This is a genomic window from Mesotoga sp. UBA5557 (assembly GCF_002425715.1).
Taxonomy (GTDB): domain Bacteria; phylum Thermotogota; class Thermotogae; order Petrotogales; family Kosmotogaceae; genus Mesotoga.
Map to the genome: position 1 here is coordinate 1 of NZ_DIMV01000032.1, position 23,678 is coordinate 23,678.

23 protein-coding genes are annotated in these 23,678 nt (G+C 46.0%); 10 read left to right on the plus strand and 13 right to left on the minus strand.

Annotated features, from left to right (window positions below; translation table 11 throughout):
- Nucleotides 1–746 precede the first annotated feature (746 nt).
- Complete coding sequence (gene queD / locus B3157_RS03765; protein WP_099829604.1) at nucleotides 747–1,115, plus strand: 6-carboxytetrahydropterin synthase QueD; 369 nt, start codon at nucleotides 747–749, stop codon at nucleotides 1,113–1,115.
- Complete coding sequence (locus B3157_RS03770) at nucleotides 1,109–1,894, plus strand: energy-coupling factor transporter transmembrane component T family protein (RefSeq protein ID WP_292588968.1); 786 nt, start codon at nucleotides 1,109–1,111, stop codon at nucleotides 1,892–1,894. Before queD ends, B3157_RS03770 begins: the two co-directional genes overlap by 7 nt.
- Here the strand turns inward: B3157_RS03770 and B3157_RS03775 are convergent.
- Genes B3157_RS03775 through B3157_RS03810 form a run of 8 tightly spaced genes read right to left on the minus strand, consistent with a single transcriptional unit; the run spans nucleotide 1,884 to nucleotide 9,337 of the window.
- On the minus strand, nucleotides 1,884–3,161 hold the full coding sequence (locus B3157_RS03775; protein ID WP_099829602.1) for a HEAT repeat domain-containing protein: 1,278 nt from the start codon (nucleotides 3,159–3,161) through the stop codon (nucleotides 1,884–1,886). The two genes, B3157_RS03770 and B3157_RS03775, sit on opposite strands and share 11 nt — an antisense overlap.
- A 1-nt stretch (nucleotide 3,162) precedes the next feature.
- A complete protein-coding gene (locus tag B3157_RS03780; RefSeq protein WP_292588970.1) occupies nucleotides 3,163–3,579 on the minus strand; it encodes a PulJ/GspJ family protein in 417 nt (138 codons plus the stop codon).
- Nucleotides 3,554–4,975, minus strand: a complete 1,422-nt coding sequence (gene gltX, locus B3157_RS03785) for a glutamate--tRNA ligase (RefSeq protein WP_292588972.1) — start codon at nucleotides 4,973–4,975, stop codon at nucleotides 3,554–3,556. The genes B3157_RS03780 and gltX overlap by 26 nt, the downstream gene beginning before the upstream one ends.
- Complete coding sequence (locus B3157_RS03790) at nucleotides 4,962–5,489, minus strand: TIGR00725 family protein (RefSeq protein WP_165775353.1); 528 nt, start codon at nucleotides 5,487–5,489, stop codon at nucleotides 4,962–4,964. The genes gltX and B3157_RS03790 overlap by 14 nt, the downstream gene beginning before the upstream one ends.
- On the minus strand, nucleotides 5,489–6,211 hold the full coding sequence (lptB, locus tag B3157_RS03795) for an LPS export ABC transporter ATP-binding protein (protein ID WP_099829598.1): 723 nt from the start codon (nucleotides 6,209–6,211) through the stop codon (nucleotides 5,489–5,491). The genes B3157_RS03790 and lptB overlap by 1 nt, the downstream gene beginning before the upstream one ends.
- Entirely contained in the window at nucleotides 6,208–6,705 is a 498-nt protein-coding gene (locus tag B3157_RS03800) for an OmpH family outer membrane protein (RefSeq protein ID WP_099829597.1), read from the minus strand. Before B3157_RS03800 ends, lptB begins: the two co-directional genes overlap by 4 nt.
- Nucleotides 6,706–6,716: 11 nt before the next feature.
- Nucleotides 6,717–7,163, minus strand: a complete 447-nt coding sequence (gene dtd / locus B3157_RS03805) for a D-aminoacyl-tRNA deacylase (protein ID WP_102819034.1) — start codon at nucleotides 7,161–7,163, stop codon at nucleotides 6,717–6,719.
- A complete protein-coding gene (locus B3157_RS03810; RefSeq protein ID WP_214060272.1) occupies nucleotides 7,160–9,337 on the minus strand; it encodes a RelA/SpoT family protein in 2,178 nt (725 codons plus the stop codon). Before B3157_RS03810 ends, dtd begins: the two co-directional genes overlap by 4 nt.
- Before the next feature lie 177 nt (nucleotides 9,338–9,514).
- Between B3157_RS03810 and B3157_RS03815 the strand changes: the two genes are divergently transcribed.
- The 5 genes from B3157_RS03815 (at nucleotide 9,515) to B3157_RS03835 (ending at nucleotide 14,322) form a co-directional block, all read left to right on the plus strand.
- Nucleotides 9,515–10,432: an alpha/beta hydrolase gene (locus B3157_RS03815; protein WP_292588980.1), complete on the plus strand. Its 918-nt coding sequence runs from the start codon at nucleotides 9,515–9,517 to the stop codon at nucleotides 10,430–10,432.
- Between the two features lie 17 nt (nucleotides 10,433–10,449).
- Nucleotides 10,450–10,980, plus strand: coding sequence for a type 1 glutamine amidotransferase domain-containing protein (locus tag B3157_RS03820; RefSeq protein ID WP_292588982.1), 531 nt, complete (start codon nucleotides 10,450–10,452; stop codon nucleotides 10,978–10,980).
- Nucleotides 10,981–11,337: 357 nt separating this feature from the next.
- Nucleotides 11,338–13,818, plus strand: coding sequence for a heavy metal translocating P-type ATPase (locus tag B3157_RS03825; RefSeq protein WP_349680360.1), 2,481 nt, complete (start codon nucleotides 11,338–11,340; stop codon nucleotides 13,816–13,818).
- A gap of 13 nt (nucleotides 13,819–13,831) precedes the next feature.
- Nucleotides 13,832–14,038 carry a heavy-metal-associated domain-containing protein gene (locus tag B3157_RS03830; protein ID WP_214060081.1) on the plus strand — a complete coding sequence of 69 codons (207 nt, stop codon included), beginning with the start codon at nucleotides 13,832–13,834 and terminating at the stop codon, nucleotides 14,036–14,038.
- A gap of 2 nt (nucleotides 14,039–14,040) precedes the next feature.
- Nucleotides 14,041–14,322, plus strand: a complete 282-nt coding sequence (locus B3157_RS03835) for a metal-sensing transcriptional repressor (RefSeq protein ID WP_102819029.1) — start codon at nucleotides 14,041–14,043, stop codon at nucleotides 14,320–14,322.
- Here the strand turns inward: B3157_RS03835 and B3157_RS03840 are convergent.
- The 3 genes from B3157_RS03840 to B3157_RS03850 all read right to left on the minus strand — a co-directional run bounded on the left by B3157_RS03840 (nucleotide 14,319) and on the right by B3157_RS03850 (nucleotide 16,432).
- Nucleotides 14,319–14,669: a hypothetical protein gene (locus tag B3157_RS03840; protein WP_214060082.1), complete on the minus strand. Its 351-nt coding sequence runs from the start codon at nucleotides 14,667–14,669 to the stop codon at nucleotides 14,319–14,321. The genes B3157_RS03835 and B3157_RS03840 overlap by 4 nt on opposite strands.
- Nucleotides 14,644–15,897, minus strand: coding sequence for an L-lactate MFS transporter (locus tag B3157_RS03845; protein ID WP_214060083.1), 1,254 nt, complete (start codon nucleotides 15,895–15,897; stop codon nucleotides 14,644–14,646). Before B3157_RS03845 ends, B3157_RS03840 begins: the two co-directional genes overlap by 26 nt.
- Nucleotides 15,898–16,018: 121 nt before the next feature.
- Nucleotides 16,019–16,432 carry a YybH family protein gene (locus B3157_RS03850; RefSeq protein ID WP_102819026.1) on the minus strand — a complete coding sequence of 138 codons (414 nt, stop codon included), beginning with the start codon at nucleotides 16,430–16,432 and terminating at the stop codon, nucleotides 16,019–16,021.
- 126 nt (nucleotides 16,433–16,558) lie between these two features.
- On the opposite strand from B3157_RS03850, the gene B3157_RS03855 reads away from it, so the two are divergent.
- Entirely contained in the window at nucleotides 16,559–16,798 is a 240-nt protein-coding gene (locus B3157_RS03855; protein ID WP_102819025.1) for a hypothetical protein, read from the plus strand.
- Nucleotides 16,799–17,030: 232 nt separating this feature from the next.
- Here the strand turns inward: B3157_RS03855 and B3157_RS03860 are convergent, their stop codons facing one another.
- Nucleotides 17,031–17,810 (minus strand): GNAT family N-acetyltransferase, encoded by a 780-nt coding sequence (locus tag B3157_RS03860; RefSeq protein WP_292588991.1) that lies wholly within the window; start codon nucleotides 17,808–17,810, stop codon nucleotides 17,031–17,033.
- 142 nt (nucleotides 17,811–17,952) lie between these two features.
- On the opposite strand from B3157_RS03860, the gene B3157_RS03865 reads away from it, so the two are divergent.
- On the plus strand, nucleotides 17,953–18,588 hold the full coding sequence (locus tag B3157_RS03865) for a 4Fe-4S binding protein (protein WP_214060085.1): 636 nt from the start codon (nucleotides 17,953–17,955) through the stop codon (nucleotides 18,586–18,588).
- A 149-nt stretch (nucleotides 18,589–18,737) separates the two neighbouring features.
- Nucleotides 18,738–21,896, plus strand: coding sequence for a PAS domain S-box protein (locus B3157_RS03870; RefSeq protein ID WP_214060086.1), 3,159 nt, complete (start codon nucleotides 18,738–18,740; stop codon nucleotides 21,894–21,896).
- A 1,156-nt stretch (nucleotides 21,897–23,052) separates the two neighbouring features.
- On the opposite strand, the gene B3157_RS03880 is transcribed toward B3157_RS03870, so the two are convergent.
- Nucleotides 23,053–23,610, minus strand: coding sequence for an ABC transporter ATP-binding protein (locus B3157_RS03880; RefSeq protein WP_292588995.1), 558 nt, complete (start codon nucleotides 23,608–23,610; stop codon nucleotides 23,053–23,055).
- Nucleotides 23,611–23,678: the final 68 nt, after the last annotated feature.

Genomic DNA, 23,678 nt, shown 5'->3' on the forward strand with positions numbered 1-23,678 from the left:
CGACAATGCTCTTTCTCGATTGTTCTTTTCGGTGGACTGGTTCGCGGTGTTCTCGGACGGTTGACCCGTAACGGTCAACGACGATCATTTCTCGCACTCTCAAAGCAAAACTCCCGACAATGATTTCTCTCGGTTGGTCTCACAGACATGCGCCAAACGCCAGGAGTTTCAACAAAAAAAGAGAGCCCGAAAGCTCTCTCGTGATTTTCCAGCACTCTCTCAGAAAGTTATGAATGATCTCGTCTTGAGAATCTCAACTCTCACTTTCTCTATCTGCTCTGTAACTTCCTTCATCGATTTCATCTGATTTTCTGACACCTATCATCCCTCCCAGGTTCGATACATCTCTTACGTTACTATTATGACACATAGTTAGATGAATGTCAAACATATTCATGCAAATTCCGCAGTTATCTAACTATAGAGTGAGCTAGCTCGACCGGTTTGTCAGCTGATAATTATCGACATCTTCTTCAGAAATGTTATGCTCTGCTAATCTTTTCCCACATTGAGCATCTGTTATGGCCAGTAAATCACTTTGAGGACCTATTCACTCTTAGTCTTTCTCGTTCTTCATTGTGCAGCGAAACACCGATGCTGGTATCCGTTAAAGGGATTCCTCCGCTCAATGGCAGGACAAATCATCTGCATTTCCTTGGTGTTACCCTTCTGACAAGCAAGAATACGATATGATAGTCTCATGGAGAGTCTGTATTGGTAGTGAAAAAGGATGGTGATAGAGACTCATGTTCTTCCTAACTAAGGAGTTCACATTTGATGCGGCTCACAATCTGACCAGTTATCACGGAAAGTGTGAGAAGCTTCACGGCCACACCTATAAGCTTCAGATAACAGTTGCCGGAGAGAAGAATCAAGAAGATATGGTCATCGATTTTCTGCGGCTCAAAGACATAGTCAAGTCAGAAGTGTTGAGCTTGCTCGATCACGCATACATAAATGATGTTATACCTCAGCCGACCGCAGAGAACATAGCCGAGTGGATATTCAAACGCCTGGCTTCCAGGGTTGGAGGAAGCGATTATGAGCTTTACGAAGTGGCGGTGTGGGAAACACCGACTAGTTTTGTTCGTTACAGGGAGAGAGATGTTTGGTAGGAGTTCCTTTTGGGCGATTCGTTTCAACGAACTCGGTGATTCACAAATTGTCACCGATAGCAAAGACCATAGCCTTTGTTTCGCTTTCAATAGGCTCGCTGTTTCTGAGCGGGATTGCAGATTTCACAGTCTTCCTATCACTCTGGATTGTTCTCTCCGCACTTTCAGCAGTTCCTTTCAGGGAGTTCGTGAAGACGCTACGGGGGATAAGGTTGTTAATCCTGTTGATCGTAGTCTTTCAGATCCTTTTTACTCACGGAAGAGTCTTGGTGGACTTAAAGGTTTTGAGGATCACAGAAGAGGGTTTGATAAACGCTGCGGTGCTTTCGGCCAGAATGATTCTTGCGGTGCTTTTCAGTATAATGCTTTCACTTACAACAACACCCCTGGAGATCTCTTCTTCTGTGGAAGAGATTATTGGAAAACTCCCCGGGGGTAAGAAGCGGTCTTCTGAAATTGGAATGGCGCTTTCTCTAACTCTCACTTTCATCCCCCTTATCTCCCTTCAGACAAACCGAATAATCTTGGCACAGAAGGCGCGGGGAATAGAGTTCGACAAAGGGAGCATATTCTCAAGAGTGAAAAACTCAATCTCCGTAGTGATCCCGGTAATTGCAACCTCGCTGAAGAAGGCTCAGGACACTGCTGCCGCCCTTCAAATTAGAGGCTACAGACCTGGACACAAGTTAACTTGCCTCAAGGAAAAAAGCTGGTCTTTGAGTGACTCGATTCTCTTAGTAGTAACGATCCTTTCGATTCTGACCGCCATCATACTGTGAAGCCGAAAAGTTCGGCCAGACGAGAAGGATTTATCCTTGCCATAGCTCTTGCCGCAGAGATTCTTAAGCGGCTTTCAATGGAAGCATTTAGAGCGATTTCTTCAAGATAAGGAAGAGGTCCTTCCAGTTTTAGAAGTCCCGTTACGGAAGAAGCGAGTACTCTTGTCTGAAGGTCCTCTTTTCTGTTAGAAAGAATTCTAGTAATATGATCTTCGATATCGATAGTCTTAAGTTTCTTCACGGCCCTTAGCGATGCCTTTTTTAGCCGGGATGATGTTGATCTAAGAGATTCATCGATAACATCTGCAATAGAATGATCCATAAGACTTGCCAGCGCCTCCATACATACGGCTCTCACTCTGTCAGAAGGATCTTCTAATCCAGTGTGTAAAATCTCTGCTGCAGACGGTTCTACAAGACCTTTAATATACTGTGCGCCTGCGAATCTCATCTCTTCATCCTCAGAATCCATGAATCTCTCTGCTGACTGAAGCATCGAAACATCGTACCCTTTGATCTTCCTGTGAGTTTTCATTGCGGAGATAGCAACTGTTCTATCATCGGAATCAATCAATTTCTTGAGAGTGGGAAGCGCGATATCATCAGGAAAGGACTCGAAAGTCTCAACAATTATCTGTTTGACTTTTGAGGATCGGAAATCCTTCAAGAGAACTAGAAGCTCTTCAGCGGCGCCTGAGTTTCTCTGGCCCAATCTCGAAAGAAGAGCCACCTTCTGGAACTTGCCTGAAAGAGATGAAAGCTCCTCTTCTTCAAGCCTGAGCTGCCCTTTGCAGGCCGCCAGGATACTCCGAATATCGTTACTCGGGTCTTCGTCAAACTCCTTCAGGAGTTCGTTCTCCCCGGCTTCAGCCAGAGCGACAACAAAAGTCTTCCTAACCTTTTTGGAGGGGTCGGCGGCGATTCGCCTCGCAAGATCCTCGTCTTCATAGCCAAATTCCACGAGTTCTTTCGCTGTTGTGCTTCTGACAAGATCTGACGGATCATCCAATGCTTTGAGAATAGAATCTCGGTTCTCACTCAACTTTGCCATAGTGACCACTGCATTCTTTCTGACCTCGGGTGAAGGGTCTTCGAGAAAGCTTTCAATATTCTCTATTCTCATCTCTCTATCAGCAGCAGACTTCACAGCTCTTGCCCTTACGTATGCCGAAGGTGAATCCAGCATCTCTTTTACATCCATTTCTATTCTGGAGAGAATCTCCTCTTCTATAGCCTGAAGCATCTTCCTGATATCCTTTGGATTCATCCTATCCACCTTTTGTCCCTATCAAGATTTCTCTTTTATCGATTATGAATCTGACTGTCCCTTCTTCTTCAAAGAAGCCTGCAGACTCTCTAAACTCGGTCACGGTATTATATGAATTTCCAGACCTTCTCATTATCCTGTTTCCAGACACGTAGTACCTTATCCTTTTCTTTTGCCCATCAACAATTGCATCGAAGCTTATAAAGGAAACCCCGCATAAGAAGTTTCCCGTGGAACGATTAAGGTCCCTTTCGACGATGTCGAAGGTTCTCGACAAAGACATGTTCGTTTTCGTTTCCTGAACTATGCTGGAAGACATAGCCAGCCACATGTTAACAATTTTGAAGATCGAAATCAGTAAGAGAGCAGATACTGCCAGAGAGACTACCATCTCAATCAGCGATATTCCCTTCCTCATACTCAATCAACTCGAGCAGGCTCTCCAACCTCTCAAGAACTCTATCTCTACCAAGCACGGAGATCGTCTCAAAGAGTCCCGGAGTCACAAGCCTACCAGTTACCCCCCCTCTTAGAGTTTGGAAAGTATTCTTCTTGGATGTTATCTTCTCATCCGCAAGTTCCCTAACAGTCTTCTCAACACCTTCAACGGACCAGTCGCGTGCGTCTTCAAACCGCCTGATAGCAGCAGAAACAAGATCTTTGCTCCAGTCATTTTTAAGATACTTGACAACGTAGTCTTCCTGGTAATCAACCTCTTCGCAGAAGAAAGGCGCCGAGAAATCGAACAGCTGCTGTAGAGTATTGATCTTCTCGCGGCACATCGTTAGGACTTCTCTCGAGTAAAACTGATCGGCTTCCATGTTCGCGTAATAGTCAAACCTTCCAGTGAACTTCAGCCACAATCCAAACTGCACAGCCAGTTCGTCGGGATCAAATAACCTCAAGTGCTTTCCGTTAATCCACTCAAGCTTCTCGTAATCGAAGACGACTCCTTTGTTGGAGATATCTGATGGAACGAAGTCCCTGACCTTTTCGTGATAATCAAAGATCTCCTGATCAACTGTCCATCCAAGAAGCGCAAGGTAGTTCATCAGTCCCACACTCAAGTACCCTTCTCTTCTGAAATGATCCACACTAGTATGACCATGCCTCTTCGAAAGAGGAGCCCGGTCACTACCAAGAATCAGAGGAATATGCATGAATGTTGGTGGTTCCCATTCCAGGGCTCTATAGATCATGAGCTGCCTCGGAGTATTTGTGAGATGGTCTTCTCCTCTGAAAACATGAGTAATCTCCATCATATGATCATCTACAACTACAGCGAAATTGTAGGTCGGGAATCCATTCGATTTGATTATTATGAAATCGGAGAAATTCTCGTTTTCGAAACTCATCTCTCCTTTAGACAGATCGGAAAAGCCGGTCGTACCGTCCGGTATTTTGAACTTCACTGTATATATCTCATCATCAGATAGCTCAGGAATCTCCTCTGAAATCCGTAAAACCTCTTCCTGATTTGACTTGGAATAGACTGCAAAATATGCCCGACCTCTTTCGACGAGCTCTTGAGCAAACTTATCGTAGAAACCGAGAGCGACACGCTCGCTCTGTCTATATGGGCCATAATCCCCGCCTACATCCGGCCCTTCCGACCAATCAAGTCCACACCATTTCATGGAGGAAAGGATCTGATCCTCAAATCTCTTCTCAGAACGCTCGATATCCGTATCTTCTATTCTCAGCACAAAACCTCCATGTTGGTTTTTCGCAAAGAGCCAGTTGAACAGCGCCGTCCTAACACCACCAACATGAAGATTGCCGGTAGGACTGGGCGCAAATCTACACCTTACCATTTTCAGCCTCCTCAAGGTACGTCTCAAGATCTTCTATATTACTTGCCAGCTTCATTTCTACAGTCTTTCTCTCGTCAAGATACTTGCCGTCAATTAACACAGATCTGATTCTGTCTGTCCAGCCGCCGGTACCCTCCATTAGGATTACTGAACGGCCATATGAGTACGAGGAAACTACTTCCAGCAGAGTTCCCGCCTGACCTCCAATAGAGATTACTACATCGGCGGATTTTGTAAGTATCAGGGATCTCATAGCAAAATCCATCCCGGTTCTTATCCTGATCTCATTGTGCTCGTTGCCCTCGTCTCCGATAGGAAGTACTCCAACTACCCGACCTCCCTCTTCCGACATAGATCTTGAAACAAGTTCCATTACTCCGTCTCTCCCACCTGTCATCGCAACGTGACCACGCCTTGCAAGAGTTCTTCCAACTTCTTCACAGACTACTTGAAGCTCCTTCACGGGACTTCTGTCCGTGGGGCCCGAATAACCAATTACAGCGACATGAAGCATCAATCGTCACTTCCCAGATACTTCTCGACAACCTGGCTGTCTCCAAGGACCTCTTCCGGGTCTCCGGAAGAGATGACTTCTCCCTTGTACAACACATAGAGTCTGTCAACAACTTTTGCTATAGAAGAGACATCGTGGTCCGTAACTATAACACCTATTCCCCTGCTCTTAAGCTTTCTGATCATCTTCTGAATATCCTTCACAGTCATAGGATCTATTCCCACGAAAGGCTCATCGAGAAGTATGAATGAAGGAGAAAGGGTCATCGTCCTGGCAAATTCCAGTCTTCTCTTCTCCCCACCCGATATCGACGAAGCAACCTGATCTTTCAACGAAAGGATTCCGAACTCATCCAGTATCTCGCTCGCCCTCTCATAGTGACTTTCTTCTTGACCGGTGAGTCTCATGACCATCGTCAGGTTTTCAATCACCTTAAGTCCCCTGAAAATCGATGTCTCCTGCGGAAGGTAAGCTATTCCTCTCTTGGCCCTTTCGTGGATTGGAAGATGAGTTATATTCTCGCCATTGAGAAATATACTCCCAGTGTTCGGAATAACTATTCCGAGAATAGACTTGAAGGCGGTGGTCTTGCCTGCACCGTTGGGTCCAAGCAGTCCCACCACCTCAAGCGATGATGCCTCTATTGATACATCCTTCAGTACTCTTCTTCTTCCGTAGCGCTTGTCAAGATGTTCGCATTTCAGATAAGAAGGATCACTCAATTCTGAAACCCTTTCATATACTCGATTATCGCGTCAGTAATATTGTAAGCAGAAGAACCATATACAACTATTTCGTCGGATATTACCATGTCTATACCAATAAACGTTGCGTAATCTCTGATTCTCTTGTTAACCTGTTCCAATATGACCTGCAGTTTTGCATTGTAAGTAGTTTCCAGTGTCTGTTCGTACTGACTCTTCTTGGTAAGAATCTCCTGTTGCTTCTGGAGAAGCGCTTCTTGACTAGCTCCAGAGTTCGCCAAGTCCTGATACTCTCTACTCAAGCTATCCAACTGGCCCTGATAAAACTGAGTGTCTTTCTGATAGTCGGTATTCAATGTAACCCAGTCTCTCGTTGACTCAAGGACTTTCTGCATATCTGCAAACGCGATTTTTGCAGGATTGGAAGGCCCCGCACTGCTCTCAGAGACAACAATCGCCCCGACCGCCGCAACCATTATTACGATAAGAATAAATTTCATGGATCTCTTCACAAGAACACCTCCTAAAATACTCTCTTTGAATCCAATAGAATCGTTACCGGCCCACTGTTAACAAGCTCTACATCCATGTGAGCCTGGAAGATCCCTGTCTCAACTTTCACAGTCTTAGACGCCATCTGGAGAAAATCGTTGAAAAGCGCTCTGGCCGCTTCCGGTTCGGCAGCTTCGGTGAAAGAAGGCCTTCTTCCCTTTCTGGCGTCGCCCATTATTGTGAATTGTGAAATGGCAAGAAGCGCTCCCGAGACATCTATTAGCGAAAGATTCATCTTCTCATTTTCGTCTTCAAACACACGAAGATTGAGTGTCTTATCAACCAGCCATTCCACGTCACTCCCGTCATCGTCTCGACCGATCCCAACAAGAACGAGAAGGCCCTTATCAATCTCTCCAGTTATTCTCCCACTTACGGTTACCTTGGCCTTGCTAACTCTTTGAACTACGGCCCTCACGCAACCCCTCCAAATCTCTTCACGTTTTGAACACCCTTCATACCCCTGAGGTTCTCCATCACCAAAGTCAGATGGGCAACATCCTTTACGAGGATATTCGCAATCAGTGTATCATATCCCCACTTTCCTGCTTCAACGGAGTACTTCATTACTTTTGCATTCTTGTTTTCCAGTCTCTCAAGAAACTTATTTATAAGAGTTCTATCCGTGCTGTCAAACTCCACAACAATCCAGGCACTGAATCTCCCTCCCGTTACAAGGTTCCAGTGGGCATCCACGAGCTTATCCTTACTTATGTCTTTCAGATTTCGGCAGTTGCGGTTGTGAATTGATATACCTCTGCTGCTCATCACCGCGATTATGTCGTCGCCCGGAAGAGGAGTACAACATTTGGCAAAGTAGACGGCGATTCCAGTCTCGCCGCCAACAACGACTTCGTTCCCCTTCGCCTGTTTCTGTTTGATCAATTCGGTCTCTTCGGGAAGAACATCTATCTCTTCTTCCTTCGGCGCAAGAAGACTGAGTACCTCTCCCATCGTTATCGACCCATCGCCAAGCTTGCTAAAGAGATCGTTTTCGTTGTGCGCCCCCAGTCGGCTCATCAGGGACTTTATCTGCTCTCCCTCTATCAAGTCATCCATCGATACGGAGAGCCGTCTGCTGATCTTTCTGAATATCTCCTTACCTCTTTCAACGAGTTTCGCCGAATACTCATTTTTGAAGTATCTCTTTATCTTTGCCTTTGTAGAATTTGCCCTGACATACTTCAACCAGTCAAGACTCGGACCTTCACTTGCCTTGTTTACGACAACCTCAACTCTGTCTCCGAGCTTTAGTTCATAATTGACAGGAACAAGCCGGTCATTAACCTTCGCACCCGCGTAATGATGGCCGACTTCCGTGTGAATTGCGTAGGCAAAATCGATCGGTGTGGCTCCTTTTGGAAGATGAACAACCTCGCCTTTCGGCGTGAAGACAAACACCTCTTCGACCTCAAGTTCGCGAGAAATCGACTCCATGTCCTTGAAACTCTCGATGAAATCCTTTTGCCAATCGACGAGCTGTGTAAACCAGGTTCTATCCCTTACATCAATTCCCTCTTTGTAGACCCAGTGAGAGGCCACTCCATATTCGGCCTCCTTATGCATTCTCTCGCTTCTTATCTGAATCTCAAGAGGCTCTCCTCTGTGGGTAATCAGGGTTGTGTGAAGCGACTTATAACCGTTCGACTTCGGTGCGGCAATGTAGTCTTTGAACCTACCAGGCATCGGAGGCCATAGAGAGTGTGCTGCGCCCAAAATCTTATAGCAATTCACTTCGTCACCCGTAATTATCCTCAGGGCAATAAGATCGAACACCTCGTCGAAGGATCTGTTCTTCTTTATCATCTTCTGCCATATGCTATAAAGGTGTTTCACTCTGCCTTCTATCAAAGCAGGTATCCTGTTCTTTCTCAGTTCTCTGAGCACTATCTCCTTATACTCATCCATTATGTCCTGACGCTCTTTAAGCTTCTTGTTGACCTTGAACTTCAGTTCCTTGAATTCCTCAGGATACTCGAACTTAAAGGCAAGATCTTCAAGCTCTGCCTGTATTCTGTGCATACCTATTCTGTGAGCTATCGGAGCATAGATTTGGATCGTCTCTTTGGCCTTGTCGCGCTTCTTCTCTGGATCCTTGAGGAAGTCAAGAGTTCGCATGTTGTGAAGCCTGTCTGCAAGTTTGACGATTATGATCCTCGGGTCCTCTGATAACGCGAGAAGCATTTTGCGTAGAGTCTCGACCTTCATTCTCGACTTCACTATCTTCGACTCAAGCTTTTCGTTGAGCTTCAAATTGCTTATCTTCGTCACACCATCGACGATCAGAGCAACCGTATCACCGTACTTCTCAGCTATCTCGGAAAGCGGCACATCGCAATCTTCAACTATGTCGTGAAGTATCCCAGCGACTATAGTATCATTGTCGGCCGAGAACTGGGCAAGAATCTTCGCGACTTCTACCGGGTGACTTATGAACGGCTCACCCGAATCTCTCATTTGCTCCTGATGATGAAAGCGTGCAAACTCGTAGGCGTCGAAAATCCGCTCCTTGTCTCTCCTCTTGAGGCGATATTGAAGAATACTTTCGAGGTCGCTCAGAAGAATCTGAGCATCAATTTCTGTTCTGGCCACTCTCTCACCTTCTATTTGTTTATTTTAGCATGAAGCAAGTTCTGAATGCAGTGAGAAGTCTGCATGCCACTTAGATAATCGAGTCTAAGCGTGATTTCACTGATGAGCAAATTCTGGCCCTAGTTCCTCTTCAGAGAGTAGAATGGAATCGATAGTGCAAAAACACGGAGGTGAACAGTGAAAGGACACTTCTTAAAAGAAATTCTGATTCTATCCGTTTTCATTCTGCTTGCAGTATCATCGCATGCAGCCCTTTCCGAGTCAGAGTACATTGTCTCAGAGACCGCCGTCCACTTCTACAGTGAAGGGCTGAGAATAAACGGAGTTCTTACCATACCGGAGCTCCAAGAAGGCTATGTACCAATTGTGCTGCTCCTCCATGGATTTCTTGGCCACATGAACGATCTAATCGTGTATGATTCGGAAGAATCGCTATTTGAGATCACCGCAACGGCCTTCGCCGAAAAGGGTATTGCCACTTTGAGATTCGATTTCAGAGGCTCGGGAATCAGTGAAGGAGAGTGGAAGGACACTACTTTTAACAAGCAGATCCTTGATGCTGTCTCCTCTATTGACTTCATTTCATCTCTAGATAGCGTTGACAGCAGAAGAATAGGCGTGGTCGGCCTCAGTCAAGGCGGCCTGGTCGCTGCTTGCCTTGCCGGTCGAGATTCAAGAGTAAGAAGTGTCGCTCTCTGGTCTGCGGTTGCAATACCTATACACTCGTACTCAGCTCTTCTCGGTGTAGATTCTGTTGAGAGGGCAATGATAGCCTCTCCATTGGAGGAGATAGAAGCGAACATTTCCTGGGGAGGTTTTACCGTACTGAGAAGGGAGTTTTTTGATGAGCTTTTTTCAGTCAATCCTGTGGCCGAGATAGTCTCTTATGAAGGCCCTCTTCTTGTCGTATCAGGGCTTAAGGACGATATTGTATTCCCTCAGCCGGAAGCTTCAAGGCTCTTTACCAGATTCCACAAGGGAGTCGACAGGCTCCTTGAACAGGATTCGGGCCACATATTCGATCTTTTTGATAGGCGAGATAAAGTAATGGAAATCATTGAAGCCACTCTCGAATGGTTTCTAATAACTCTTTAGCGATTCGGAGGTGCAACGTGAAGCTGAGAGGAAAGAGAGTCGTAGTTCTCGTAGAAGACGGATTTGAAGATCTCGAGTTCTGGGTACCCGTAATGCGACTTCAAGAGGAGGGCGCAGAAGTTACTGTCGCCGGAAAAGAGAAGAACAGGCTGTACAAGGGCAAGGGTGGGCTTACCGCAATATCAGATGCGGACTTCAAATCGATAGATGTTTCAGAAGTAGATGGGATTCTAGTACCCGGCGGGTGGGCACCCGACAAGCTCAGACGATTTGAAGATGTTAAAGACCTCATAAGGACTGCAAACGAGCAGAAAAAGATTATTGCTATGATTTGTCACGCAGGACTTGTCGGCATTTCAGCCGGAATCGTAGAAGGTTCAAAATCTGTCGGCAGCGACGGCATAAAGGATGACCTGTTGAATGCAGGCGCAATCTGGTTGGATGAACCAGCTTTCAGTGACGGCAACCTAGTTTGGGGGCGTGTAGTGAAGGACATTCCTGACTTCTGCAGAGAACTTGTCAGAGCAATGGAAGGCAGAATCCGCTGATACTCAATCTCAGCAAGCGGGTTATTTCAGACAGCCAGATTAGATCCTAAACAATCATATAACTTCCAAGGAGAAAAGAATCTATCTAATAATTCTCTTCAACTTTCTTCAGAACTTTTTATAGGGTACAAATCCCAGAATCAATTCAGATTCGTTGAAAACCGACAGAATTTATTGTATTATAATAATACCTCCCCCCAGGGAGGGGAGTTGTAAGATGATTTGAGTTTTGCTCTTTACGAGCATTATGAAGAAGAGTTTGCAGCCAGTTCATGGAAATAGGCCGATTTTCGAATTTCTCAGTGTAAGGAGAGTTTGGTCATAGAAGGAACTGGAAAAGTGCGCGGTCTCAACTAGATGCGGAAAGTGCTTAGCGAGAACCAGAAGGAGAACCAAAAATTAAGGGGAGGATTAGATTTGAAAGAAGAGTATATCGTTGAAGGTATGACCTGCGCAGCCTGTGCAAAAGCGGTTGAAAGAGCTGCCTTGAAAATCGCAGGGGTGAAGAGTGCGACCGTCAATCTTTCAACGGAAAGACTTTCTATCGAAGCTGCAAACAAAATAGATAGAGAAATGCTGTTTGAAACAGTGGAAAACTCTGGCTACTCGCTCAAAGAAGTGAAGTCCGGAAGAAAGGCCGTAATGGAAATTGATGGCATGACCTGCGCAGCATGTTCCGTAGCTGTTGAGAAAGCGATCGGTAGACTAGAAGGTATCAAGAGCGTCAGCGTGGATCTATCCTCAGATACCGTTTCCTTTGAGTATGATCCCGACGCTCTTAGAATCGGTCAAGTTAAGGCGGCCGTCGAAAAGGCAGACTATAAGGCTGGAGGCCTCATAACGGAAAACCTTGCAGCAAGCCGCTTAAGAAAAGAGGCGGCGACGCTCTCTTACAAGAGGAAGCTGGTATTCTCCGCAATCTTTGCTCTGCCCTTGTTGATAGTTGCCATGGGCCATATGGTCGGGCTCAGATTGCCCATAATCATAGATCCTCATATGAATCCGTTGAACTTCGCTATGATTCAGCTGTTCTTAACAGTCCCGATAGTAATTGCCGGAAAGGATTTTTATCTTAAGGGAATACCGAATCTCTTCAGAGGCAATCCAAATATGGATAGTCTTGTTGGTCTCGGAACAGGCGCAGCGTTTGCGTACGGTATCTTTGCAACGACTCAAATCGCTCTTGGTAACCACGTTTACGTAGCAGATCTCTATTTTGAATCGGCAGGAGTGATTATTGCTTTGATCTCGCTTGGTAAATATCTAGAGAACCTTTCGAGAGGCAGAACTTCCGATGCAATAATGAAGTTAATGAGTCTATCTCCGGAAACGGCTTATGTGAAGAGGGGCGACGGTTTCGAAGAAATTGCGATCGAGGAAACCGAGGTTGGAGATACTCTCCTTGTCAAGCCCGGAATGAGAATTCCGGTAGACGGGGAAATCTTGGAAGGAACGAGCTCCATCGATCAATCGGTAATAACCGGGGAATCTATCCCCGTTGACGTTCAGAAGGGTGCTAAGGTGATCGGCGGCACAACAAACATCAGCGGAATATTTGAGATGAAGGCTACAGTAGTAGGGAGCGATACAGTTTTATCGAGAATAATAAAGCTCGTTGAAGATGCTCAGTCTTCTAAGGCTCCGATAGCAAGGATGGCAGATATCGTGAGCGGCTACTTCGTGCCCTTTGTACTTATTGCTGCTGCAGTCACCTTTGTTACATGGATACTCCTAGGCTACGGATTCGCGTTCTCCATGTCAATGATGATCGCAGTCCTTGTGATTGCCTGTCCTTGCGCCCTGGGACTCGCTACTCCAACAGCAATCATGGTCGGCACAGGAAAGGGAGCAGAGTTGGGGATTCTCTTTAGAAACGGAGAAGCTCTGGAAGTAACCCATAAGGTTGATGCTATCGTATTCGACAAGACAGGAACCATAACGCGAGGAAGACCTGAGCTTGTAGACATTCATACAATGGGATCTCTAGATAGCGATCAGGTATTACAACTGGCTGCAAGCGTCGCCAGAAGAAGCTCTCATCCTCTAGACTCGGCTATTTCGATTGCTTATCACGGCACATTGCTGCAAGTCTCTTCATTCGAGGCTTACCCTGGAAAGGGAATCATCGCAGTTGTTAACGGAAGAGAGGTGCGAATCGGGAATCACCGTTTTGTTGGTCTATCTGCGGAAGAGATGGAGTTAGTGGACAAGGTTTCCAGCAAGGGAATGACCCCCGTTTCTGTCTCCGTAGACGGCAAACCAGCGGCGGTGTTTGGAATTGCAGATGTTGTGAAAGAGAATTCTTTGGAAGCCGTATCAACGCTGAAAGAAATGGGAATAGATACTTATATTATGACGGGAGACAATACCAGGACCGCGAAAGCAATCGCAGAACAGGTAGGAATCGAGAATGTCCTTGCCGAAGTAATGCCCGAAGACAAGGCGAGAAAGGTTGCTGATCTTAAGAAAGAAGGCAAGACCGTCATGATGGTTGGCGACGGGATAAACGATTCCCCGGCACTGGCGGAGGCCGATATAAGCATTGCCGTCGGATCGGGAACCGACATCGCTATCGAGTCTTCAGACGTCGTTCTTATCAGCGACAATCTTAATAATGTTCCGAAGGCAATAAAGCTATCCAGAGCAACCATCAGAAACATCAAAGAGAATCTCTTTTGGGCCTTTTTCTATAACGTTATTGGAATACCAGTGGCAGCCGGTCTCCTTTACAAAGTGGCCGGAATAAAGCTTAACCCTATGATAGCCGGTGCAGCCATGGCCTTTTCCAGTGTTAGTGTAGTCGCAAACGCACTGAGGTTGAAGAGAGTACGAATCTAGAAGGAGGAATACTATGAAGCTTGAAATTGGAGGAATGAGCTGTAATCACTGCAAAATGCGAGTGGAAAGAGCGTTGAAGTCTGTGGAAGGCGTGGAGGACGCAGTGGTAGACATTGATGAAGGAATCGCAGAAATCTTCACAACCAAGAATATTGAAGAGAACCGCTTGAGAGAGATTATTGAAGATGCAGGTTATTCATTTTGGGGAATCAGAGAGTAATTATGAATACACATTCTCATCACAAACATGACGGGGCTCTCAAGATTCTTAAGACTGCCAGAGGTCAGATAGACGGCATAATCAAGATGATAGAAGAAGAGAGATACTGCATAGATATTTCCACTCAGCTTCTCGCTGTCATCTCGCTCCTCAAGAAGGCAAACACAACAGTTGTAAACAAGCATATCGAAACCTGCATAAGAGAAGCAGTGGTTTCCGGCGATATTGAGGAGAAGATAGCGGAGCTGGAAACACTCATGAAATATATAGAGAAGAGCCTCTAGTCTCCAGCTGGAGGTTCGTTCTTCATGTCTTGAGAATCTCTGGACAGTTCTTGAAGATCCTCGATAACCTCCTGAAGCTCATTGTCTTCTACTTGCCATAAGTCTTCAATTCTCTGCTTCAGTAAAGAATTTCTCTCTTCGACAGCCATCAGGTAATAGCTTAGAAGTCTTCTCCTGTGGGAACTCATCGCTGCTATCTTTCTCAGAGAATCCACCTTTATCTCTCTTTCCGCATCTATGAGATCTCCTATCGTTTGGACGATGTCATCTAGTTTCCACTGAACGTCGTCCGATAGGACGGCCAGAGTCTTCCTGATCTTCTCAAGTGCTTCCACCCGTTTTACCATCCGGTTCCCCCAAACGTCCCTTGCGGTCTTCTGCTTCTGGATGTCTGATTATAAGACTTAGCACTGCACCCAAAACACTCAGAACCGCTGAGACCAAGTAACTTATCCCGTATCCACCCGTAAGGTCGCGCGCAATCCCACCTAGCAAAGGGCCGATGACTCCACCTACACCCCAGGCCGTTATCATTACCCCGTAATTCAGTCCAAGATTCTTCACACCGTAGAAATCGGCAGTTACAACCGGAAAGATTGCGAGCATTCCGCCAAAAGTGAATCCCACAACGCTCTTCCCTATCAACAGAGCAACAGGGTTGGTGAATGAACTGAACAGGAAGTATATGAGAGCCTGAATGGCAAACATAGTGAATAGGGTGGCCGTTCTTCCAATATAATCAGATATCGTGCCCCACGTTACCCGGCCAATGAAATTGAAAATCGCATAAACAACCACCAGCAGAAATCCATTGCTAATTGATGCCTGCTCTAACCCTATCTTCGACATCTGACCGATAATGAGCAGTCCTGCAAACGTACCAAAGAAGAACATGGTCCACAAAATATAGAACTGCGGTGTCTTCATCATTTCGGACAATGAGTAATCCTTTGTCGCCAGCCTATGGGTTCTTCTAGGCTTCTTCTTAAGTTTTACCTTTTCCACACCATCGGAAGGGTTGGAGATTAGGAAGGTGAGGGAAAAGACAATCAGAAAGAAGAGAACACCAAGAATCACCAAAGCCGTCGGCAGTCCAAACATAGCAATGAGGCTCGAAGTCAGCGGCGCTATATACACAGGTGCCAATCCAAAACCGCTAACAACAATACCTGATATCAGCCCTCTGTGATCGGGATGAAACCACTTGACTGCAGCCGGTGTTGGCGATGAATAGCCAAATCCCATCGCAAGCCCGAACACGAACCCGAAAAAGAAGGTTAACCCGGCTACGGTAAGATTCATCCCCGAGAAGATAAAACCCATCCCCGCAAGAAGTGAGGATACGAAAAGAACTGGCTTTGGACCGAATCTATCCTGCAGCTTTCCTCCTGGAATCATGGTTAAAGCAAAGACCGCTGAAGCAAGCATATAAGGAATCTGAGTCTGCGTTGCTGTCCAGTTGAAGTCGTCTATCAAGGCCGCTGAGATAATTCCCCACGAATAAAGGACCCCGAGAGTCAAATTGACCCCCAAACCACTAAAGACTACGAGCCAGGCTTTCCTGTTGTTTTCCACAGATTTGTCCTCCTAATAAATGACGCTAATTGCCGGGCTGATCTGTTTAGTCGGTTCGTAGTGCCAAAAATCACTTAGATGTACTATCCTTAGCGAGAAAAAGCGATCCGTGAGATTGCAATCACTTCTTCTTGGCTTTCAGAAGGCCGGCGTAAGAACTTGTGAAGCCATGCTGGAAGTGCATCAGTTGCCACTTGCCATCTGCTTTCACAACAAGTGCCGAACCGAATACCTCTACTCTCCTGAATGCAGCTTTTCTTGCGATTTTCATACCTCGTTTCCATGAAACAAAACAGAACGAGGTTCTTTCAACTGTAACTTCCCAAGATATCGGCTCAAAGAGAACCCCAAACGAATCAAACTCCTTTTCCAGAAGCTCAAGAAACTCACCTTTCCCATTACTTACGAGCCCTTCGGGATTCACATAGGTAATATCAGCACAGCATAGCGATTCGATTGACTCGAGATCGTGATTTCTATAACTGTCAAAGAAGTTCTCAACTACTTCCTTAGGCGATATCTTGCCATGCTCCATCAACTCACACCTCACTCTTTGTCACTAGTAAGATTTTATCATCAACCTGCCGATCATCTGTGTACAAGATGAGGCTATTTATGAAAGACAAAACAATATAATCTTCCCGAAGAAGGGAGGTGGATCATGCGGAAAGTTCTCGCTTCGATTATTGCGATTCTCCTTTTCATTTCGTTACTTCCGGGGCTTACGTTGAGGATGGGGATTGAAGGTCTCTCAATACTCGGTCTGTCCTTTGAGATGGATTCTGGTCTTTGCTTTGGATTTGGAGCATACCGCCGATCACGATATTCGGACCGGCAGCCCCTGGCCTTTTTCTTTCACAGGGGGATACAGTTGCTCATCGATAATGCTACGAAAGGATAGAATGGAAGTTTCAGCGCTTATGAGAGGTTGCCTGGGAGCGATCATCTCCGAATCGTTTAGTCTCGCAGCAGTTCTGGGCGTGCTTCTGGAAACGAAATGAAATATCTCACCTGGACTTAAGGCCGGATTCCAGCTAGGGTTGAACCTGAACGTGGTCCAAAGAATCATTTCTCCAGAAACCAGTTTCGTCCCGATGGGTCAAGTAGGTCTAGTAATCGATTTCTAAATGAATCTATGGTTTCTTGAATCTTAGCGCCTTTAACTCCCCGATCTCCCTGAATCCAAGTCGATTGTAGATTCTACCCGTATCAGGATTGTCGTAGAGCAGACAGGGAGTCTTTCCTTCGGCAAGGAGATCCCCGCAGAGTCTGGATACTACTGCCGATGCCAGGCCTCGCCCTCTATGGTCCTTCCTAGTCGCAACTGCAATGATCATCGCCATATCGCAACTCTCGGAAGTACTGGCAGCCGTAGCCACGATTTCGCTCCTATCTTCAATTATATATCTTCGAGTGCTTCCGTCTCTCAGTGTGGCCATGAAAGACTCTTCTTCCGTAGCATGAAACTCTTCTACTGAGCAAAGAAATTCCAGAAGCTTTGTGGCATCCTTCATCGTTGCTCTTCTCACTTCGAATACAGACTCGACAAGGTTGGGTTTCTTCATGACGGCAAAACGCAGAGCGTCCTCTTCCTCACACATCTCACTAAGATACGGAGCCATTTTGTCTATCCCGTAGACGCTTCCGGTAAGCATCATTGCCCGAGCATCCCTCTTTATGATACCTGCAGCTTCTCGAAAATCCATTCTACTGGAATCGGCTAGAATGAAGAACTTGTAGTAACGAAGGAGGACACCTTTCGGGTTGTCTAGATCTCCATCGAGGAATATCTCCATATGCTTTGAATCGGAACTCGTATTCTCGATATCTCCAATAATGAACATGTTGAACTCCTTGTTTCTGTACAGAAAAGGAAGGAGTCTCTTCCATTCACTTCCTTCGATCTTCTTCAAAGAAACACCCCCCGCATTTACGGATATATAGAAGACTACACCAGCTTGAATTCGATTTCGACTGATAATACCGAGTTCGTGACTTATGTCACGTACTTGACTCTCTGTTTGCTATAGACTCTGAATGAAAGGAGAGATGATTATGTCTAGCAAGAAAGCTGCAACACTAAGAGTGATCGTGGAGGTCCTTTTTCTCGCTCTCTTCGTATTCTTGCTGCGAAACAGGGATTTGCAGAGATGGTTCTTGGTATTCGGCGTCGGACTTCTGGGCGCTCTCTTTCTGGGGAGAATCTATTGTGGATGGATCTGCCCCATGGAGACCCTGTTCAGGCCAATAGACTGGTTGTATGCGAAATTGAGGCTGAAGAGGCTAAGAACGCCGGCGATATTCAAGAACGGCGTATTCAGATGGGCGATTCTGATACTCTTTGTGGTGCTTATGATTGCGGTTAGGGTTTTCAAAATCAAGATCAATCTCCTTCTTTACATCACAGCGTTTTCGGTATTGGTTACTCTGATATTTGAGGAGGAGTTCTGGCACAGGTACATATGTCCCTTTGGAACGCTATTAACGTTTTTCTCGAAGAAACCGTTTTTCAGTATGAAGGTTGACAAACCTTCATGCGTATCCTGCGGAATCTGCCAGAAGGTCTGCCCCGTTAGCGCCATAGAAAAAGAGAGTGATGGAATGAAGATAGACAATTCAGAGTGCCTCGTTTGCCTCAAGTGCAAGGAAAAGTGTCCCAAAGTATCAATAACATACTCTAGATCAGAGTGATTGATACCCATAGTAGTGATGCCTTTTGCAAACACTTGTTAACCGTCCCGCACTCTTCGGGGCGGTTTTTTCGTTGTCATCAAAACCTTTTGTTGCCTGGCTGTTTAATGCTAGAATGATTCTAGACTACTGCAGAGCGAGGCGTTTATGTGACGATTGAAGAAGGTAGCGACAAGCTGGAGAAATTCGTCTTCGCTCTTCAGGAGCGAATGAAAGAACTGGATTGTATCTACAAGATCTCCAGCGCGCTTCACGGATCCTCGACAGCAAATGAAGCTGTCAGTCTGCTAATTGATCAGCTTCCCAAAGGATTCAGGTTCACCGATCAAGTATCTATAAGAATCGAATTCAACGGGAGTATCTGGAATTCTGGAGACAATTGGTCGAACGAAAGGGCGATCTCTTCCGACATAGTCGTAAATGGAAAGAAGATGGGAGAGGTAAGTATATCGCTTATCAACGAATCACTCTTGAAAGATGAACCTTTCCTGAAAGAAGAGAGGAAGCTACTCTTATCCGCGACTTCGGTTCTTTCAAATACCCTAGAGAGAATCTCGATTCAGGACGATATGAAGGACAGTCTAGAAAGGTTGACTTTTGCAATAGACGCCTCGGAAGAAGGTGTGTGGGATTGGAATATCAAGACCGGTCACGTTTTCTTCTCAAGAAGATGGAAGGAGATGCTGGGTTTCTCTGATGAAGAGATCTCCAGTAGCGTAGAGGAATGGAAGAAGAGAGTTCATCCGGAAGATCTCGCTGAAGTGGAGTCTCTTCTGGAGAAATGCCTTACAGGCAAGACACCCAATTATCAGCTGGAGTATAGGCTTATTGGGAAGGACGGCTCGTCTGTCTGGGTTCTCGACAGTGGAAAGGTAGTATCGAGGAACAGTAGCGGCGAACCCTTGAGAATGGTCGGGATCCATACGGATCTAACACAGCACAGAGCGGCCGAAATGAGACTCCAAAGGCTTAACAAGTTGCTAACACTGATGTTAAGGGCAAATGAGTTCTTGGTTCATGCAAAGGAAGAAGCATCTCTTCTCAATGGACTTTGTGATATCGTCGCCAAGATTGGAGATTTCCCGCTTGCCTGGGTAGCTTTTAAGAGGCCCGGAGAAAAGACTCTTGACCCGGTTGCCGTCAGCGGAAAGGCAAAGGACTATCCGTTTGAAGTTGCAATTACCTGGGATGAAAGCGAACTGAGCAGAAGTGCCATAGGAAAAGCTATTAAGACCGGAATGACCGTTATTACCAGAAGCATTGATCGTTCCCCCGATTATCTGCCTTGGAAAGACACTGTTTTGAAGTACGGGCTGAAAGCCTCGGTTGCAATCCCTCTTTTAGTCGATAAGAGGGTAATAGGCAGCCTGGTGATTTACTCGGAGTATGAAGACGCTTTTGATAGCGAGGAAGTTCGACTCCTAGAGGAGCTTGCTGAAGACATCTCATTCGGCATTTCATCAATGAGAATTGAAGCTCAGCTAGAACACCAGAGCGGAGTTCTTTCCTCAATTAGAAGAGTTAATCGTCTGATCGTTACCGAAAATGATATCGATGATCTCATAAAGAAGAGTGCCGAGTTGATGACCGGCTCCAGAGGGTTTGAGAGATGCATGATTCTGTTGACCAATAATGGGGACCTTTCAAGCTGGGCCGCCTCGGGCTTCAGTAGATCTCAACTGCTGGAAATAGAATCCAGTTTAGAATCAGGTCATATTCCTCCCATGCTGAGAGAGGCAATGGAAAGGGAAGGCGTTATTTCGATCGGAAGTAAGGAATACCACGAGAAGTGCTTGACATTTAGCGACTCCGGTGATCTTGCGGTGTTTGCAAAAGGCTTAAGAGTTGCTGACAACTGCATGGGGGCCATGGCAGTTGTCATTAAGGCAAGTTTCTATCTTTCAAAGGAAGAAAGAGACCTCTTCTCCGAAATAGTCGACGATATCTCTTACGCAATCTACAAGCTCAAGCTTGAGAAGAACGAGAAACTTCTCCAGAGAAGATTCTCTCTGTTCATGGATAGACTTCCGGGAGCAGTATTCATTTCGGACAGCAATTTGAGAATGACATACTTCAACGATTTTGCAAGCAAGATGTTCGGGTTCAAGGACGACTGGATTGGAAGAGATCCGAAGGAAAACTACCCCGGAAAGCTAGGCAGAGATATACTTGACGACGACCTGCGAACTCAGAATGGAGAACAGATAGTGAGGGAAGAAAGGATTATGGCTGCCGACGGTCAGGAGAAGATCCTCTATGTACAGAAATTCCCCATACCTTCCGACGGCGACAAACCGATGATCGCCGCTATCGCTCTGGACATTACAAGTCGAAGGATTGCCGAAATGGCCCTTAAGAGGCTTGGGAGTGTCATAGATCTCTCGTTCAATGAGATGTATTTGTTCGACCCGGACTCATTGCGTTTCCTTCAAGCGAATAGAGGAGCTACGGAAAACTCGGGTTACACTCTTGATGAACTGCGTAAAATGACTCCTCTGGATCTGCAACTTAAGATGGATAGAGGAGTTTTTGAGGAAGTTCTGAACAGACTCAAAAAAGACCCGATGTCCTATGAAGTCTTTGAGACCGAGCATGTCAGAAAAGACGGAACTGCCTATCCCGTGGAAGTGAGACTTCAACTACATGAAGACGAATATGAGCGTGTATTCGTCGCGATCGTTCTAGATATTACCGAAAGAAAGAGATCAGAGGAGTCGGTTCAAAGAAGCCTTGAATCACTAATAAACACACTGTCATCTCTTGTCGAGGCGAGAGATCCATACACTTCCGGCCATCAGAAACGGGTGAGTGAGCTTTCAGTTGCTATTGCCCGAAGACTATATTCAGATAATGATAAATACAAGGACATTATCGAATCGATTCGAGTTGCCGCGTTGCTTCACGACATAGGAAAGAGTGCGGTACCGACAGAAATACTGACAAAGCCCGTGAGACTTAACGATCTCGAGTATCACCTTGTTAGAGAGCATTCTGCAAAGGGTTACGAAATACTTAAGGGAGTCTATTTCCCGTGGCCTATAGCGGAAATAGTGTTCCAGCATCATGAAAGGCTTGACGGCTCGGGTTACCCTCGAGGACTTAAGGGAGACGATATTAGAATTGAAGCCCGAATAATCGCCGTAGCCGATGTTGTTGAAGCTATGTCTTCACACAGACCATACAGAGCTTCGCTGGGAATGGACAAGGCCCTTGAAGAGATAATCCAAAACTCGGGCAAGTATTACGACAGAAAGGTCGTTAATGTCTGCCTAGAAGTCTTCGACGAGGGATTTGAGTTCAAATCCTAAAGCTCTGATACTCTCTCAAGAATGAAGTTGTTCGTTGTTGATTCCTCGCCACCTGCCGAAGGCAGCATTCCGACCTGGCCGTTCTTGCCCAGCCTTGCGTCTGAAGTTTTATTCCAGAATCACTTCCTGCGCAGAAGCGTCACCTCCCGACATAGTCGGCCTCGCCTCTTGCCGAAGGCAGCTTTGCGTCCCCAGAGGCTTTTCTGTGCCTTGGCTCTTTCCCCAATGGATCTTCTAAGAGAACCTCCGGTCAAGATGCTTCAGGTATGTCTTCACAGCTGAAGAGGTGTTCTTCAGCACTTTACGACTTATTCGGTCAAGTTCGCTTGTATCTTTACAAGCAACCAGATTGTCATAGTAATCTTTTGAGCACTCTATTCCGGAAAACATCGGCGGGTCCTCGTCGANNGATCGCTCGGTCTCGGGAAGAAGCCGCAATGCTTCCCTTCTCGTTGTTTTAGCCACGACTTCTAGGGATTTTGGATCGTTGGGCTCCGCGGTCTTGATCTCTTCAATGTACGTACCGTACTCTCTCCAAAGCCGGTAGCCTAAGTACCTGTCGTGGAATTTGTGGAATGTGCTTATCTTCTTGAACTGCCTCTTGTATAGAAAAGGAATCTTGAGTACTTCGAAGAGGGTCCCCGGAGAGGTGTGGTACGGGGTTCCGCAGTCCTCGAGATAGTGAATGGCACGGGCCGCAAATCTCAGTGCCCAGTACCTGTCACCCTTTTGCATAGCTAGTTCGCTCATTTGATCGAAATGAAGGAATCTCTTTGTCACTTCGCCAAAGCGAAGTATGATGTGATACTCTTCATGTCGCCACATTCTGCTGCTTCCCATAAACCTTTGCAGTGGAGAGAGCTTTAGGTCTCTGTCCATTCCAAAATCAGGTTCATAAGAGTAGATGGTCATTATCTGCCAGGCGGGGGCTTTGCCCTCGATCGGCACCGAATTCTCGAAGAAATCCAACCGCAGCTCTTCGTCCGAATCGGAAAGGTACTGTCGCCCCAGATAATCTTCGAAGCCTCTCTCTGAAAGACTGTAAGGGCCTGGGTCTTCTTCTTCATAAGTATAAGGCGTAACCTCTACTTTCTCAGAGAGAAAGCCCTTGCACCTATCCAGACAGTAATAGGTCAGAACATCATGACCATCCATATCAGCTCTTTATGACCCATGCACTTTTCTTTGAGAAGAAAAGTTCGGTTTCCTTGCCTACAACGGGAAACTTTCTTTCAATCGGGTTGAAAGTCACTGCGTTCAACCTCTTTCCATCCGGAAGCTCTATCTCATATTCAACATTCGATCCGAGGAAGACATACTTCAAGACCTTTCCATTAAGAATATTGATCTTGTCTTCTTCCCTGTCAGAAAGGGATTCCGGTCTCAATACTATCCTAACACTGTCTCCGACAGCGAATTCACCTCCCTTACTGCCTACAAACCTCTTTCCCAGAGAGCTGCACAACACTGTCACTGAGTCGCCGTCGACAGATTCCACTTCCCCGTCGATGAAATTGACCCGTCCGATGAAATCTGCTACAAAACTGTTCTGTGGTCTGGCGTAGATATCAAACGGACTTCCTATTTGCATTACTTTTCCGTCGTTCATTACCACAATGACATCGGAAATACTCATCGCCTCTACCTGGTCGTGAGTAACGTACACACTGGTGATGTCAACCTCTTGCTGTATTCGACGGATTTCGAGCCTCATCGATTCCCTCAATTTCGCATCGAGATTCGAGAGCGGCTCATCAAAAACTCAGCTTTGACAGCAAAATG